We start from the raw sequence: 15,931 nt of genomic DNA, 5'->3' as shown, positions 1-15,931 counted from the left end.
TGTCTCCTTCGCGTAACCCATCTCTGTACGAACCCCAGAGATCCTACAAGGACTCCGCTGTACGGTCCGCGCCCATCGCGCGTGCCATGTCGGCCCGCACGATGTCGACGAACAGGGAGTGCACGCGGTGGTCGCCGGTCAGTTCCGGGTGGAACGACGTGGCGAGCGCGTTGCCCTGGCGTACGGCGACGATGTGACCGGCGTGCTCGGCGAGCACCTCGGCCCCGGCGCCCACGGACTCGACCCAGGGGGCACGGATGAAGACGCCCTCCACAGGATCGCCCTCCACGCCCTTGACGTCGACCGCCGCTTCGAAGGATTCGTTCTGGCGCCCGAAGGCGTTGCGGCGCACGATCATGTCGATGCCGCCGACCGTCTCCTGGCCCGAGCGCGGGTCGAGGATCTTGTCTGCGAGCATGATCATGCCGGCGCAGGTGCCGTAGACGGGCATTCCGGCGCGCACGCGCGTGCGGAGGGGCTCCATCACGCCGAAGAGGACAGCCAGTTTGGAGATGGTGGTGGACTCTCCGCCGGGGATGATCAGACCGTCCACCTCGGCGAGTTCCTCGGGGCGGCGCACCGGCCTGGCAAGGGCGTCCGCCTCGGCCAGGGCGATGAGGTGCTCCTGTACATCGCCCTGGAGGGCCAGGACACCGATGACGGGGGTGTCGTACATGGGTGTTACCAGCCCCGGTTCGCGTAGCGCTCGGCCTCGGGCAGGGTGTCGCAGTTGATGCCGACCATGGCCTCGCCGAGGTTGCGGGACGCGTCCGCGATGATCTTCGGGTCGTCGTAGAAGGTGGTCGCCTTGACGATGGCGGCGGCGCGCTTGGCCGGGTCGCCGGACTTGAAGATGCCGGAGCCGACGAAGACGCCCTCGGCGCCCAGCTGACGCATCAGCGCGGCGTCGGCGGGGGTCGCCACACCGCCCGCGGAGAACAGCACGACAGGCAGTTTGCCGAGTTCGGCGACCTCCTGGACGAGCTCGTACGGGGCGCGCAGGTCCTTGGCGGCGGCGTACAGCTCGTTGTTGTCGTAGCCGCGCAGGCGGGCGATCTCGTTCTTGATCTGCCGCAGGTGGCGGACGGCCTCGACGACGTTGCCGGTGCCGGCCTCGCCCTTGGAGCGGATCATCGCGGCGCCCTCGGCGATACGGCGCAGGGCCTCACCGAGGTTGGTGGCACCGCAGACGAACGGGGTGGTGAAGGCCCACTTGTCGGAGTGGTTGACCTCGTCGGCGGGGGTCAGCACCTCGGACTCGTCGATGTAGTCGACGCCGAGGGACTGCAGGACCTGGGCCTCGACGAAGTGACCGATGCGGGACTTCGCCATGACCGGAATGGACACGGCCCCGATGATGCCCTCGATCATGTCCGGGTCGGACATACGGGCCACGCCGCCGTCCTTGCGGATGTCCGCCGGGACACGCTCCAGGGCCATGACGGCGACGGCGCCGGCGTCCTCGGCGATCTTCGCCTGCTCGGCGTTGACCACGTCCATGATCACACCGCCCTTGAGCTGCTCGGCCATGCCGCGCTTCACGCGGGCGGTGCCGGTTTCGGGCGTCTGGGCGGAGTTGGAGAGCGTGCTGGACACGGTTTGACCTCACTCGGTGAAAGAGGGCTGCTGCAACTCTGAGGAAACGGGAGAGAAGCAGGCCACAGCAAGGGCCAATGGATAGCCGGTGGATCGTTTTCGCCGTCCTCGAACGCCGGACGGGCTGAAAGGAGCCCCTGGGGGGGCAAGAAGCCGCCCTACGCCGGCGCGCGCTCCGCCAGGGCCGTCGGCGGCTCGTCGTCCATCTCGAACGCCAGCGGGAACGGCGCATGCCCCGCCAGCCGGAACCACCGCACCTTCCGATGCCGCCGCAACGCCCGCGCCGCCCGCACCGCGTCATTGTGGAACCGCCGAGCCATCGGCACCCTGCGCACCGCCTCGGTCAGCTCGGCCGCCGCCGCCTCTCCGCCGGGGGCCTCCCGTACCGCCTCGACCTGCGCCGCCTCCGCGAAGACGGCCCGCAGTGCCTGGCTCAACTCGCTCTCGGCGACCTCCCGCTGTTCCTCCTCGGCCTGACGCGCGGCGTGCGCCGCCTCGTACAGCACGATCGAGGCGGCCGGGTCGAGGACGCCCGACGTGGCCAGCTCCTGGGTGACGGAAGCCCGGCGCAGCAACTGCGCGTCGAGTCCGGCGCGTGTGGCTTCGATCCTTACGTGCAGCCGGTCGAGCCGCCCGGCGGTCCAGCTCAGGTAGAGGCCGATCGCGACGAGCCCGACAAGGATCCAGATGAGGGTTGCGGTCACGGGCGGCAAGGCTACAGGGGCGCTCCACCTGTTCCGTGGAGTCCCTCAGCGTCGCTGTCCCGGGGGCGGTTCCCCCGGGCGCCCCCGCTCAGTCCCGGGCCAGTCCCAACCGCGCCCGCAGCCCCGTGGCCGTTCGCTCGTCCGCCGCCACGGCTGTCGTACCGTCCGTCACCGTCTCGTACACCGACAGGATGTCCGCCCCCACCGTCGACCAGTCGAACCGCCGCACATGGGCGCTGCCCCGCTCCCGCAGTTCGGCCCGGCGGCCTGGGTCGCCCAGCAGCCGTACCGCCGCGTCGGCCAGGGCGTCCGCGTCCTCGTTCGTGAACAGCTCACCCGCCGCTCCGTGGTCCAGGACCTGGGCGAAGGCGTCGAGGTCCGAGGCCAGGACCGGTGCCCCCGCCGACAGCGCCTCGACCAGGATGATCCCGAAGCTCTCCCCGCCTGTGTTGGGGGCGATGTACACGTCCACGCTGCGCAGCAGCCGTGCCTTGTCCTCGTCGCTGACCATGCCCAGGAACTCGACCTGCGAGCGCATCTCGGCCGGCAGGCTCTCCACCGCCTCCTCCTCGTCGCCGCGGCCCGCGACCAGCAGACGTGTCCCGGGGAGGGCGACGAGGATCCTGGGGAGCGCCTTCATCAGGACCGGCAGCCCCTTGCGGGGTTCGTCGATGCGGCCGATGAAACCGATCGTGCCGCCCTGCCACTCGGGCTTCGGCTTGGCCCCGGCGAAGAAGTCGACGTCCACACCGTTCGGGATGACGACCGCGTCGCCGCCCAGGTGTTCCACCAGCGTGCGCCTGGCGTACTCGCTCACCGCGATCCGGGCGCTGATCTTCTCCAGGGCGGCCTGGAGCATCGAGTACGCGGCGATCATGGCCCGGGAGCGCGGGTTCGAGGTGTGGAAGGTGGCCACGATCGGGCCCTGGGCCGCCCAGCACGCCAGGAGTCCCAGCGAGGGTGAGGCCGGCTCGTGGATGTGGAGCACGTCGAACTCGCCGTCGTGCAGCCACCGCCGTACCCGGGCCGCCGACAGGAAGCCGAAGTTCAGGCGGGCCACCGAGCCGTTGTACGGCACCGGGACCGCACGGCCGGCCGAGACGACGTACGGCGGGAGCGGGGTGTCGTCGTCGGCGGGGGCGAGGACGGACACCTCGTGGCCCAGGCGGATGAAGTACTCGGCCAGATCACGGATGTGGAACTGGACGCCGCCCGGCACGTCCCAGGAGTACGGACAGACGATGCCGATCTTCACGGGGTCCTCTTCTCGGTGCCCCGCACGACACCGTTCGCGCTCCCGGTGTTCTTCCCCGTACCCGTCTCAGTCCTCTTCTCCGGATCCTTCGCGGGGTCGAGATCCGCGAGCCACAGCCGCTGAAGCATGTGCCAGTCCTCCGGGTGATCGGCGATTCCCGTGGCGAAGGCATCAGCCAGCGCCTGTGTCATGACAGACGTCTTCTCGGCCCTCGTACCTGTCTCGGGTACCTCGATCGGGGGATGGATACGGCCGCGCATGACCGGTGAGTCGTCGTACCAGAGGGTCACCGGGAGCAGGAGTGCGCCGGTCTGCTGGGCCAGCAGGGCCGGACCGGCCGGCATCCGGGCCGTGTCGCCGAAGAACTTCACCTCGACGCCCGAGGCGGACAGGTCCCGGTCCGCGACCAGGCAGACCAGGCCGCCGTCGCGCAGCCGCCGCGCCAGGGTGCCGAACGCGGTGCGGCCGGTGTGCGGCAGGACCTCCATGCCCAGGCCCTCGCGGTAGGCGACGAAACGGTCGTACAGCGTCTCCGGCTTCAGGCGCTCGGCGACCGTCGTGAACGGCGTCTCCAGCTTGGTGGTGGCCCAGGCACCGGCCAGATCCCAGTTGGCCAGGTGCGGAAGTGCCGCGATCACGCCCCGGCCCGAGGCCAGACCGTCGGTCAGGTGGTGCAGGTCCGTCGGCTCGAAGCCCGTCCTCACCCGCTCCGGGCTCCACGCGGGGAGACGGAAGGACTCCATCCAGTAGCGCAGGTACGAACGCATGCCCGCGCGGGACAGTTCGGCGAGGCGCTCCGGTGTCGCGTCGGGCACCACGCGCGCGTAGTTCGACTCAAGGCGTCGTACGCGCTCTCCGCGCCGCTTCCAGGCGAGGTCTGCGATGGTCCGGCCGAGCCGGACGGCGACAGGCTCCGGAAGCTTTTTGACGGCGCTCCAGCCCACCGCGTACGCGCCGTCCGTCAGCCGCCCCCGCAGGTCGCTCATGACGCCGTCCCGCTGTTCTGCGCGGTGCTCTCGCTCGCGGCCGCCGCGTCCGCCTCAGCGGACTCCCGGCGGACCGTGACGACACGCTGGATCAGCGTGACCAGGCTGCCGACGGCGACGATCCACAGGGCGACCGGCAGCAGGTACTGGATGCCGGGCACCCCGAACGCGTGCATACCCGAGAGACCGGCCGCGACCAGGGAGATCACCAGGCGCTCGGCGCGCTCCACCAGGCCGTTGACGGCGACCGGCAGACCGATCGACTCGCCCCGGGCCTTGGTGTACGAGACCACCTGGCCGCTGGTCAGACAGAAGATCGAGACCGCGCACAGGACGTTGTCGTCGCCGCCGCCCGCGTACCAGAGGGCGAAGCCGCCGAAGATCGCGCCGTCGGCCACCCGGTCGAGGGTGGAGTCCAGGAAGGCACCCCATCGGCTGGAACGGCCCATCTGGCGGGCCATGTTGCCGTCGACGAGGTCCGAGAACACGAACAGCGTGATGACGATCGTGCCCCAGAAGAGCTCGCCCCTGGGGTAGAAGACCAGCGCGCCCGCGATCACCCCGGCGGTGCCGAGGAGCGTGACCGTGTCGGGGCTGACGCCCCGGCGGATGAGAAACGCGGCGAACGGCGTGAGGACACGCGTGAAGAATGCACGCGCGTACTTGTTCAGCATGGCCTTCCCGAGGGTCGGTGTCGCCGTGCGGCCCCTACTGGCCACCGGCTGGCCCATCGTAGCGACGCGCGCGCGTGTGCGACGGTCGGGCACCCGCGCCCCCGTGTCACGGCCTGACGGCATCCGGGTCACGGCGGGATGTCGGCAGCCCGGATCACCCCGTTCGCACCGTCCCGGACGTGCGATCGCGTCCTTCGTATGGACGCACCGTGACGCGGGTGCAAAGCTCGAAAGCACCGCGGGCGTCATCGGAGCCGCCACCGCTGGGGTTCCCCGGACAGAGTCTGGGGGAGGATCCGCCGCGCCCACAGTGACCTCACCGTGCACGGGAGGCAGGACCATGGGCGACAAGGCGAACGCACACCCCGGGGCCGCCGGCAGGGCTACAGCGGCCGACCACCCCGCGTCCGTACGGAATGTGGTGCTGGTCGGCCACTCAGGATCCGGCAAGACGACTCTGGTGGAGGCTCTCGCGCTGACCGCGGGTGCCGTCAACCGGGCAGGCCGCGTGGAGGACGGCGGCACGGTCTCCGACTACGACGAGATCGAGCACCGGCAGCAGCGCTCGGTGCAACTCTCCCTGGTGCCCGTCGAATGGGGCGGGTACAAGATCAATATTCTGGACACTCCCGGATACGCCGACTTTGTCGGGGAGCTCAGAGCCGGTCTGCGCGCGGCGGACGCGGCCCTTTTCGTCGTCTCGGCCTCGGACGGGGTGGACGGCTCGACGCGGATGGTGTGGGAGGAGTGCGCGGCGGTCGGCATGCCGCGGGCCATCGTCGTCACGCATCTGGAGTCCGCGCGCGCGGACTTCGACGACATGACGCGGATCTGCGCGGACGCCTTCGGCGCGGACGACCCCGACGCCGTACTGCCGCTGTACCTGCCGCTGCACGGCTCCCCGGGACCGGACGGGCACGCGCCCGTGACCGGGCTGACCGGGCTGCTGTCGCAGAAACTGTTCGACTACTCCTCCGGGGAACGCAAGGAGGCCGAACCGGCCCCCGACCAGCTCCCGGGCATCGAGGAGGCCCGCAACCGGCTCATCGAGGGGATCATCGCGGAGAGCGAGGACGAGACCCTCATGGACCGCTATCTGAGCGGCGAGGAGATCGACTTCAAGACGCTGGTCGAGGACCTGGAGCGGGCGGTCGCGCGCGGGACCTTCTTCCCGGTGCTCGCCGCCGCCCCCGCCGCCGAGGGCGCCCGGCAGGGACTCGGCACGGTCGAACTGCTGGAACTGGTCACCGGAGGCTTCCCGACCCCGCTGGAGCGAGAGGCCCCCGGGGTCACCACGATCGACGGCCGCCCGCGCGCCCTGAAGCTCTGTGATCCGGACGGTCCCCTGGTCGCGGAGGTGGTGAAGACGGCCAGCGACCCGTACGTGGGCCGGGTGTCGCTCGTCCGCGTCTTCTCCGGCACCCTGCGGCCCGACGAGACGGTCCACGTCTCCGGGCACGGGCTCGCCGACCGCGGCCACGAGGACCACGATGTCGACGAGCGCATCGGCGCCCTGTCAGCCCCCTTCGGCAAACATCAGCGCTCGCTCACGCACTGCATCGCCGGCGACCTGGCCTGCGTGGCGAAGCTGAACCGGGCGGAGACCGGGGACACCCTCTCCGCGAAGGACGACCCGCTGCTGATGGAACCGTGGCAGATGCCCGACCCGCTGCTGCCGCTCGCCATCCAGGCGCACAGCAAGGCCGACGAGGACAAGCTCTCGCAGGGCCTCGGCCGGCTCGCCGCCGAGGACCCCACCATGCGGCTCGAACAGAACCAGGACACCCGCCAGGTGGTCCTGTGGTGCCTGGGCGAGGCGCACGCGGACGTCGCCCTCGAACGGCTGCGCAACCGGTACGGCGTCCGGGTCGACGTCGTACCGCACAAGGTCTCCCTACGGGAGACGTTCGGCGACCGGGCGACGGGGCGCGGACGCCATGTGAAGCAGTCCGGCGGGCACGGGCAGTTCGCGATCTGCGCGATCGAGGTGGAGCCGCTGCCGGGCGGCTCGGGCATCGAGTTCGTGGACAAGGTCGTCGGCGGCGCCGTGCCCAGGCAGTTCATCCCGTCCGTGGAGAAGGGCGTGCGGGCCCAGGCCGCCAAGGGAGTCGCCGCGGGCTGTCCGCTCGTCGACGTACGGATCACCCTGCTCGACGGCAAGGCCCACTCGGTGGACTCCTCCGACGCCGCCTTCCAGACCGCCGGGGCGCTCGCGTTGCGCGAGGCCGCCGCCGACGCGAAGATCCATCTCCTCGAACCCGTGGCCGAGGTGACGGTGCTGGTCGGCGACGAATACGTGGGATCCGTGATGAGCGACCTGTCCGGGCGGCGCGGGCGGGTCGTCGGCACCGAGCAGACGGCCGGCGGGCGGACCCTCGTACGCGCCGAGGTGCCCGAGATCGAGATCGGCCGGTACGCGGTCGATCTGCGCTCCCTCTCGCACGGCACCGCCCGCTTCGACCGCACGTACGCACGGCACGAGCCGATGCCGCCGCAGATCGCCGAGAGGGTCAGCGAACAGGCCCGGACAACCCCGTAGTTGGCGCCCGCTGCCCGACAAGTGACCCTTACGGAACGCTCTCCTCCACATCGGCGGACGGCTTGTGCCGTCCGCCGCCCAATTGCCGGTGGCTGCGGATACGCTGATCACCTGATCAAGTTGCGACTCGATCAACACGATGACCTGTTCAACAGGTGTGCGGAGCAAGGAAGTCGGGAAAGGCCGCAGAAGCGGGTACGGCGGCGAGGGGGCGGCACAGTGGCGGACGACGGTTTCGATTTCAGTCCCGGGGCGCAGGTGCCCCTGTCGGGTTCCGCGGGCCAGACGGCGGCGACCTTCGCGCTGGCCTCGGCGGCCTACCGGGAGGACGACGAGGTCACAAAGATCCTCGAAGCCGACAACGAGTGGCACAAGTCGACGGTCAAGGCGCCCCGGGGCGCCTGGGCGAAGATCTTCCGGCCCAAGCTCGGGGAGGCGTTCTCCCGGGCCGTGATCGACCGCATGCTGGGCGCCGGCCGAAAGCCGCTCATCCAGTCCTTCGGCACCGAACCGCAGGTCATCGTCGAGCACGCCCTCGCGGCCCACCGCATCCGGCGCGACCGCGACAACTGGCTCTCCGCGGTGATGGTGCTGTGCGGAGTGCTCTTCCTGCCCGGACTCCTGCTGTGGCTGGCCGTCTTCGCCGGCCGGGCGAACATCACCAAACGCGAGGACAGGCGGGCCTCCGCACTCGCCACCACCCTCCTCGTCACCGTCGGTGCCTTCGCCGTGATCTTCCTGATCAAGATGCCGTTCACCGGCTTCTGGGCCTGGTACGCACGCGCGTGCGTCGTCCTGCCGGTCGTCGGCTGGCTGTGGGCCAAACAGATCTGCGAGCGCACCGCGCAGGACCTCCGCGACCGCTGGGCCGCCCTGCTGTCCGGCGGTGGCGTGGGCGCCAAGATCCCCGAGGCGGTCCCCGGCAGCCCCGGCGAGACGGCCGCCGAACATCTCCGCAAGGAACTGGCCCGGCTCAGCGCCGAGCAGCAGTCCAACTCCGTCTTCTACGCCGGCCCCAAGGGCATACTCGGCATGGGCACGCGGTGGGGCAGCTGGCAGCTCGCCGAGGACCTGGTCCCGCGGGAGGCGGGCAGGGAGATCCACCCCTTCCGCAGCTGGGACGTCGTACGCTCGATCCACGACCAGCTGCGCATGCTGGAGCGCGGCCCGCTCAACACCGGCGGATTCACCAAGCCGTCCCTGAAGCACTGGATCGTCACGCCCGTCGGCGAGGGCGCGAAGGAGGTCTCCCGGCCCAGCGGCACGGACGTGGACGCCTACATGATCAAGAACCACGCGATACAGGACATCTGCAACAAGCAGCAGTTCGGCGCGGGCCAGCGACACTACCTCGGGGTCCAGTGGACGCTCTGGGACGGTCAGTTGATCATCACGATGCTCATCACGGTCACCGTGCTCCACGAGACACTCCGCATCGAGGTGACCGGCCACGCGCTCGGTCCGGTGCACTCCCTCTTCACCAGCAAGCCCGCTGCCAAGGAGAAGGAGGTCCAGAAGTCGATCCGCTTCTGGGAGACCCGGAAGGTCAAGCTGCCGCTGGTCGACGCGGACGAGGTCGTACGGCTCACCGCGCGCGCTCCGCTGACCTGGTACCCGCCGCTGCTGAACTGGCTGGGCGGCTCGCTGGCCCTGCCGGAACCCTTCGGGCTGCGGCACTCGTGGGCGGACCAGCCGTGGCGGCACCGCTTCATGGCGGACGACGCGCTGCGGGCGGCGACGCCGGTGCTGCGGGTCGTGCACGCGGCGGCGATCAAGGTGCTGGAGGAGAACGGCGTGGACACGGAGAAGTTCGGCTCCCGGTCGTCGTTCCTCAGCACGGCGGTACAGGACCCGATGCCCCGGAAAGCCGACGTCTACGACGCGTGAGGTCCGGGGGCACGGTCCCAGGACCCCGTGTCCTCAGGCACCCGAGGAACCTGCGGGCCACGCCTCCGCCAGCATCTTCCTCGTGTCCCCCAGCAGTTGTGGCAGCACCTTCGTGTGGCCCACCACCGGCATGAAGTTCGTGTCGCCGCCCCAGCGCGGGACGATGTGCTGGTGCAGATGGGCCGCGATGCCCGCGCCCGCCACCGTGCCCTGGTTCATCCCGATGTTGAAGCCGTGTGCACCGGACGCCGTGCGCAGCGCCGTCATCGCCTGCTTGGTCAGCTCGGCCAGTTCGGCGGTCTCGGAGTCCGTGAGGTCCGTGTAGTCGGCGACATGGCGGTACGGCACGACCATCAGATGGCCACCCGTGTACGGGTACAGATTGAGCACCGCGTAGACCTGCTCGCCGCGCCGGAGAATGAGGCCGTCCTCGTCGGACTTGGCCGGGATCGAGCAGAAGGGACAGCCGTCGTCGGCACCGGGGCCGGTCGGCTTGTTCTCGCCCTGGATGTACGCCATCCGGTGGGGCGTCCACAGGCGCTGAAACGCGTCCTGTGTCCCGACTCCGATCTGCTGCTCCGGCTCACTCGTCATGCCATGCAGCATATTGGTTCGCCCATATGGAGCGTGTCGCCGGGGCACGCGCCGGGGCGCCCACGGCCAAGCTGACGGCATGGACGACGACAGCCGCACAGAACCCCGGGAGCGGCGCACCGAGGCCCCGCTCGGGGTGGCGTCACTGCTCCGTCTCGCCGCGTACGCGGTCCGCCTACTCGCCCACGACCTGCCGCGCCGGACAGGTCCTCTGCCTGGCCGTACTGCTGTCCGCCCGGGCCGTCTTCGCGCTCGACCACGCGGTGCGCCGGCGGCTGAGCGGGGAGGGCGCTCCATTCGTACCCACGCACTGGCTGGACACCCTCGTCCTGCTGCTTCCCCTGCCGCGCCCGCTGCGTGTGGTCAGAGTGCACGAGGCCGTACTGCACCGGCGTGGCAGGCCCCGGCTCGCGCTGCACGCGCGTGTGATCGCATACGCCGGACTGTCGGTGGCACTGCTCGGGGTCGCGGGCGCCCTGGCGGTGAACCAGCGGGACCACGCCGAGCCCGGCGCGACGATCCGGACGTCCGGCGTCGCCGTGTGGTGGACCCGCGCCACGCTCGCGACCTTCGGTTACTGCGATGTCTCTCCCGTGACTCCGGTCGGACGGCGGGTCGCGGTGGGCCTGATGGCGTGTGGTCTTGCACTGTCGGGGGCGGTGACGGGGTCGTTCTCGTCGCGGCTGGTACAGGTGTTCTCGCGGGAGGACAAGCCAGGGCGGGGCAGGCCCGGCAACGACGAATGGCCCCCGGGGAGTTGATCTCCCCGAGGGCCGGACAGCTCTCGATCAGACCTGCGCCCGCTCGTCGACCACCTTCGCGATCTTCGCGATGGCCTCCTCGAAGGGGATGCCGTTCTCCTGCGAACCGTCCCGGTAGCGGAAGGAGACCGTGTCGCCGTTCATGTCGTCGTCGCCGACGATGACCATGAACGGCACCTTCTGCTTCTGGGCGTTGCGGATCTTCTTCTGCATGCGGTCGGACGAGGCGTCCACCTCGACCCGCAGACCCTGCTTCTTCGCCGCGGCGGCGAACTTCTGCAGGTACTCCACGTGCCCGTCGCCGATCGGGATACCGACCGCCTGCACAGGCGCCAGCCACGCCGGGAACGCGCCCGCGTAGTGCTCGAGAAGCACGGCGAAGAACCGCTCGATGGAGCCGAACAGAGCACGGTGGATCATGACCGGCCGCTGCTTGGAGCCGTCGGGACCCGTGTACTCCAGGTCGAACCGCTCCGGCAGGTTGAAGTCCAGCTGGACCGTCGACATCTGCCAGGTACGGCCGATCGCGTCCTTCGTCTGGACGGAGATCTTCGGCCCGTAGAAGGCCGCGCCCCCCGGGTCCGGCACCAGCGGCAGACCCTGCTTCTCGGCCACCTGCCGCAGCGTCTCCGTGGCCTCCTCCCAGACCTCGTCCGAGCCGACGAACTTCTCCGGATCCTTGGTGGACAGCTCAAGGTAGAAGTCGGTCAGACCGTAGTCCCGCAGCAGGCCGAGGACGAAGGTGAGCGTCTTGTCCAGCTCCTCCGCCATCTGCTCACGCGTGCAGTAGATGTGCGCGTCGTCCTGGGTGAAGCCCCGGGCGCGGGTGAGACCGTGCACGACGCCGGACTTCTCGTACCGGTACACCGTGCCGAACTCGAACAACCGCAAAGGGAGTTCACGGTAGGAACGACCGCGGGCGTCGAAGATCAGGTTGTGCATCGGGCAGTTCATGGGCTTGAGGTAGTAGTCCACGCCCTCGTCGAGCTGCATGGGCGGGTACATGCCGTCGGCGTACCAGTCCAGGTGGCCCGAGGTCTCGAAGAGCTTCCCCTTCGTCGCGTGCGGGGTGTAGACGAACTCGTAGCCCTCCTCCTCGTGCCGGCGGCGCGAGTAGTCCTCCATCACCCGGCGGATGACGCCGCCCTTGGGGTGGAAGACGGCGAGGCCGGAACCGATCTGTTCCGGGATGGAGAACAGGTCCAGCTCGTTGCCGAGCTTGCGGTGGTCGCGCTTCTCGGCCTCGACGAGGAAGTCGAGGTGCGCCCTGAGCTCCTCCTTGGAGGGCCAGGCGGTGCCGTAGATGCGCTGCAGCATCGGGTTCTTCTCACTGCCCCGCCAGTACGCGGCGGCGTTGCGCATCAGCTTGAACGCCGGGATGTTCCGGGTGGTGGGCAGGTGGGGACCACGGCAGAGGTCCTTCCAGCACAGGTCGCCGGTCTTGGCGTCGAGGTTGTCGTAGATGGTCAGCTCACCGGAGCCGACCTCGACGTTCGCACCGTCGTCGGTGGACGCGGAGCCCTTGATGCCGATCAGCTCCAGCTTGTACGGCTCCGACGCCAGCTCCTCGCGAGCCGCCTCGTCGGTCACCACACGGCGGGAGAACCGCTGCCCGCGCTTCTGGATCTCCTGCATCTTCTTCTCGATGGCCTTGAGATCCTCGGGCGTGAACGGCTTCTCGACGTCGAAGTCGTAGTAGAAGCCGTCCTTGACCGGCGGGCCGATGCCGAGCCTGGCCTCGGGGAACAGTTCCTGCACGGCCTGGGCCATGACGTGGGCGGTGGAGTGGCGCAGGATGTCGAGGCCGTCCTCGGAGGAGATCTCGACGGGCTCGACCTCCTCGCCGTCCGCCACCGCGTACGCGAGGTCCTTGAGCTCTCCGCCCACCCGCGCGGCGACGACCGTACGTTCGCCGGCGAAGAGGTCGGCGGCCGTAGTCCCCGTCGTCACCACGCGCTCTTCCCGCTCGGAATCGCGTTGGATGATCACACGGACGTCTGACACCGGTCTCTCCTGACTGAAGGTGGGTGCGGCGCCATACCGGGAGCGCGCGCAGTTAGGGATCGTACCGACCCCGGCCCGCCCACCGCGAAACAGATAACCCGAAGCCCTGGCCCACGACGGTCCGCGACGCCCTCAGTCGTCTCCGCTGCAAGCCTCCTCGAAGAAGTCGAGGTTCTCCTGCAACGACTTCATCAGCCGGTCCCGCTCCGCCTCGTCGACCTGGACGGGTACGACCCCGGAGGCCTGGGTGAGCCGGCGGAAGCCGCCCCGGCTCTCCAGCCGGCCGTTCACACGCACCGGCAGCCCGACCAGGTGCGCCTGCCCGGCGATCCGGTACGCCTCCTCGTCCAGCGTCATCCGAACGTGCGGAATCTCGGCGCCGGCCAGGACCCGCAGACGTACGGTGCCTTCGCCGCGCGGCCCCGACCTGCACATCCGTACCACGGTGCCGGTGATCCGGACCGGCACCGGCGGCTCCTCGCGCAGATACCGGGTACCGGCCGCGCGCAGGGCGGGCAGGTCGCCGGGGGAGAACTCGACAGGTTCGGCGGAAGCGGCACAGCCCTCGGGGACACCCGCGCCGGGCGCCCACTCGACGGCGATCCGGGCGCCCTCCGTACCGCGGACCAGGGCGACGAGGGACTCCGTGAGCTCATGGCTGACGCCCGCCTCGACGGCCCCGTCGAAGGCGTCCATGCCGCCGGTGGCCCGTTGGTAGTCGATGGCCTCGCGGGCCGCGTACAGGGCCTGGTGGAGCCGTACGGCGAGGGGACGGCCCGTGGCGACGGGGACGAACGCGGTGAGGCTGCGGCCGGCGGGGGCGGCGCCGACGAGAACGTGCTCCAGCAGCGAGGCGGCGGGCCTGCGGTGGCGGGCGCCGTGGTAGCCGGCCCGCGCGCGGGTGGCGAGCGCTCCGGCGAGCATCATCCGGCGGGCGGCCGAGCGCAGTTGCTCCTCGACGGGCCAGGAGGCGGCGCCGGCGGGGCCGGTCGGGACGTCCCGCCACCAGCGGATCTCGTCGCTGGGTACGGCGAGGCCGACGAGCACCTCGCGCGCGGCGGGCGATCCGCTGCGGGCCAGCGCGACGAGGGCCTCGGCGAGCAGGTCGTCGCTGTCGGGGAAGGCCCGGCTCTCGGGCACGAGGAGGCTCGTGCCGCTGTCGCCGGGCCCGGGTGGGGTCCAGCGGCCGTACCGCCCGACGGCGCCCCCGCGCCGCTGCCAGCCGTGCCGGCGCAGCAGAGCTCCGAGCACGGCCGGGTCGACCTGCTCGGGCGCGGGCGGCTCGCTGTGCCAGGGGGTGTCCACGGGGTGCGGCCGGACGGGCCGCAGGGGCTCCTCGGTAGGCCGGTGCGTCACGGTCTGCCTCCCGTCCCGACCCGCGTCATGATCTCGCACAGCGCACGGTCGTCGAAGATGCGTGAGGTCGGAATCCGCACGGTCGTCCGGTGCCGGCCTGTGATCGGATGCCCGGCGAGGTTGATCCAGTAACAGCAGTGCCGCAGGTCGAGGCGGTCGTGGCCGGCGCGCAGCCAGTCGTCCTGCGAGCGGGGTACGAGCATCACGACCAGGATCTTGTGCACCGAGACCGGGGTGCGGGCGAGCTTCGCCAGGTGGGCGTTGTCGAGCGTGAAGGAGAAGTGCGGGCCCGGCGGGCTCGGTGCGATCTGGTACGTGCACTTCAGCTGGACCTTGATGGTGACCTCGTCGTCGACCGTGTGCGCGGGGGCGCCGTGGCTGACGTGCCAGTCGATGCCGTTGTCGGGGAACGGCTGGGACAGCGAGCAGCCGGCCGCCGCCGCGACGGCGTGCAGATAGCCCACCTGCAGGGTCTCCATGCAGGCGGTGGTGGCGAGGGTGCCTCGATGGGGTGCCGTGCGCTCGGGCAGCAGCCCGCCCCGTTCGGGCTGCGCTATCGCCATGACCAAGTGCCTTCCAAACCAGGTGAATTCCCATGACAGGCCACTGAAGTGCGTAAACCTGTATCTCTGTTGTCTCCTTCCGGCGTACGGCGCAAACAGCCCGGGTATCACCAAACGGGCAGAAGACGGTGCGTCAGCTGCCGTGGGTGAACAAGGAGTTGTGTAGGTATGACGTGCTGGTACGAGGGCCCCTTGGCCGCGTTCGACACGGAGACCACGGGTGTGGACGTCGAGACCGACCGGATCGTGTCCGCTTCCGTCGTGGTCCAGGAAGGGCCGGCCATCCGGCCGCGGATCAGCCGCTGGCTGATCAACCCGGGTGTGCCGGTGCCCGCTTCGGCGACGGCGGTGCACGGACTGACGGACGAGCATCTGCAGCGCAACGGCCGCTGGCCGTCTCCCGTGGTCGAGGAGATAGCGCGGGCACTGGCGGAGCAGGCCGCGGCGGGCCGCCCGCTGGTCATCATGAACGCGCCGTTCGATCTGACCATGCTGGACCGGGAGTTGCGACGCCATCGCGCCTCGTCGCTCGACCGCTGGTTCGAGTCGACGCCGCTGCTGGTGCTGGATCCCCGGGTCCTGGACAAGCATCTGGACCGCTACCGCAAGGGCCGCCGCACCCTCACGGATCTGTGCGCGCAGTACGGCGTGACGCTGGAGGGCGCCCATGACGCGGCGGCGGACGCGATGGCCTCACTGGAGGTCGTACGGGCGGTCGGGCGCCGTTTCGCGCCCCGGCTGGAGCGCCTCTCCCCCGCCGAACTGCACACGCTCCAGGCGGTGTGGCACGCGGCGCAGGCGCGCGGCCTGCAGGCGTGGTTCGCGAAGAGCGGTTCGGGGGAGGCTGTCGACCCGGCGTGGCCACTGCGTCCGGAGATGCGGGCGGCGGCATAGCCGTGGAGCAGATGTACAGGCTCATGAAAAAAACCGGCCCGTCGGTGACGGACCGGTTTTCTCCCGGTGGGCGATACTGGGTTCGAACCAGTGACCTCTTCGGTGTGAACGAAGCGCT

At 70.3% G+C, this 15,931-nt stretch carries 13 protein-coding genes and 1 pseudogene; 4 read left to right on the top strand and 10 right to left on the bottom strand.

The features are described from left to right. Positions 1 to 43 precede the first annotated feature (43 nt). From pdxT to pgsA, 6 genes are all read right to left on the bottom strand, one after another. Entirely contained in the window at positions 44 to 676 is a 633-nt protein-coding gene (pdxT, locus tag RB628_RS02610; RefSeq protein ID WP_318318596.1) for a pyridoxal 5'-phosphate synthase glutaminase subunit PdxT, read from the bottom strand. Between the two features lie 5 nt (positions 677 to 681). Then, complete coding sequence (gene pdxS, locus RB628_RS02605) at positions 682 to 1,530, bottom strand: pyridoxal 5'-phosphate synthase lyase subunit PdxS (RefSeq protein ID WP_412180585.1); 849 nt, start codon at positions 1,528 to 1,530, stop codon at positions 682 to 684. Positions 1,531 to 1,754: 224 nt separating this feature from the next. Next, positions 1,755 to 2,300, bottom strand: a complete 546-nt coding sequence (locus tag RB628_RS02600) for a hypothetical protein (protein ID WP_318318594.1) — start codon at positions 2,298 to 2,300, stop codon at positions 1,755 to 1,757. A gap of 88 nt (positions 2,301 to 2,388) precedes the next feature. Continuing rightward, positions 2,389 to 3,555 carry a glycosyltransferase family 4 protein gene (locus RB628_RS02595; protein WP_318318593.1) on the bottom strand — a complete coding sequence of 389 codons (1,167 nt, stop codon included), beginning with the start codon at positions 3,553 to 3,555 and terminating at the stop codon, positions 2,389 to 2,391. Beyond that, complete coding sequence (locus tag RB628_RS02590; RefSeq protein ID WP_318318592.1) at positions 3,552 to 4,541, bottom strand: phosphatidylinositol mannoside acyltransferase; 990 nt, start codon at positions 4,539 to 4,541, stop codon at positions 3,552 to 3,554. Before RB628_RS02590 ends, RB628_RS02595 begins: the two co-directional genes overlap by 4 nt. After that, positions 4,538 to 5,272, bottom strand: a complete 735-nt coding sequence (gene pgsA / locus RB628_RS02585; protein ID WP_318318591.1) for a phosphatidylinositol phosphate synthase — start codon at positions 5,270 to 5,272, stop codon at positions 4,538 to 4,540. Before pgsA ends, RB628_RS02590 begins: the two co-directional genes overlap by 4 nt. Before the next feature lie 283 nt (positions 5,273 to 5,555). Here pgsA and RB628_RS02580 point away from each other — a divergent pair, with 283 nt between their 5' ends. Both RB628_RS02580 and RB628_RS02575 read left to right on the top strand, forming a co-directional pair. Further along, on the top strand, positions 5,556 to 7,754 hold the full coding sequence (locus RB628_RS02580) for an elongation factor G-like protein EF-G2 (protein WP_318318590.1): 2,199 nt from the start codon (positions 5,556 to 5,558) through the stop codon (positions 7,752 to 7,754). 219 nt (positions 7,755 to 7,973) lie between these two features. Further along, the gene (locus RB628_RS02575; RefSeq protein WP_318318589.1) at positions 7,974 to 9,641 is read left to right on the top strand and encodes a hypothetical protein; all 1,668 of its coding nucleotides are present in this window, start codon (positions 7,974 to 7,976) and stop codon (positions 9,639 to 9,641) included. 33 nt (positions 9,642 to 9,674) lie between these two features. Here RB628_RS02575 and RB628_RS02570 read toward each other — a convergent pair whose 3' ends face one another. After that, positions 9,675 to 10,247 carry an HIT domain-containing protein gene (locus tag RB628_RS02570; RefSeq protein ID WP_318318588.1) on the bottom strand — a complete coding sequence of 191 codons (573 nt, stop codon included), beginning with the start codon at positions 10,245 to 10,247 and terminating at the stop codon, positions 9,675 to 9,677. Between the two features lie 67 nt (positions 10,248 to 10,314). On the opposite strand from RB628_RS02570, the pseudogene RB628_RS02565 reads away from it, so the two are divergent. Next, positions 10,315 to 10,996: pseudogene (locus tag RB628_RS02565) on the top strand (potassium channel family protein). Positions 10,997 to 11,023: 27 nt separating this feature from the next. On the opposite strand, the gene thrS reads toward RB628_RS02565, so the two are convergent. The 3 genes from thrS to RB628_RS02550 form a co-directional block, all read right to left on the bottom strand. Next, complete coding sequence (gene thrS, locus RB628_RS02560) at positions 11,024 to 13,000, bottom strand: threonine--tRNA ligase (RefSeq protein WP_318318587.1); 1,977 nt, start codon at positions 12,998 to 13,000, stop codon at positions 11,024 to 11,026. A 132-nt stretch (positions 13,001 to 13,132) separates the two neighbouring features. Further along, positions 13,133 to 14,356: a hypothetical protein gene (locus RB628_RS02555; RefSeq protein ID WP_318318586.1), complete on the bottom strand. Its 1,224-nt coding sequence runs from the start codon at positions 14,354 to 14,356 to the stop codon at positions 13,133 to 13,135. Next, positions 14,353 to 14,919, bottom strand: a complete 567-nt coding sequence (locus RB628_RS02550; RefSeq protein WP_318318585.1) for a DUF4365 domain-containing protein — start codon at positions 14,917 to 14,919, stop codon at positions 14,353 to 14,355. The genes RB628_RS02555 and RB628_RS02550 overlap by 4 nt, the downstream gene beginning before the upstream one ends. A gap of 168 nt (positions 14,920 to 15,087) precedes the next feature. On the opposite strand from RB628_RS02550, the gene RB628_RS02545 reads away from it, so the two are divergent. Beyond that, positions 15,088 to 15,813, top strand: coding sequence for a 3'-5' exonuclease (locus RB628_RS02545; protein WP_318318584.1), 726 nt, complete (start codon positions 15,088 to 15,090; stop codon positions 15,811 to 15,813). The last annotated feature ends 118 nt before the right edge of the window (positions 15,814 to 15,931 follow it).

This window comes from Streptomyces sp. ADMS (assembly GCF_033441795.1).
Taxonomy (GTDB): Bacteria; Actinomycetota; Actinomycetes; order Streptomycetales; family Streptomycetaceae; genus Streptomyces.
The sequence above is the reverse complement of the archived record's forward strand: the minus strand, read 5'-3'. Positions and strand labels throughout refer to the sequence as shown.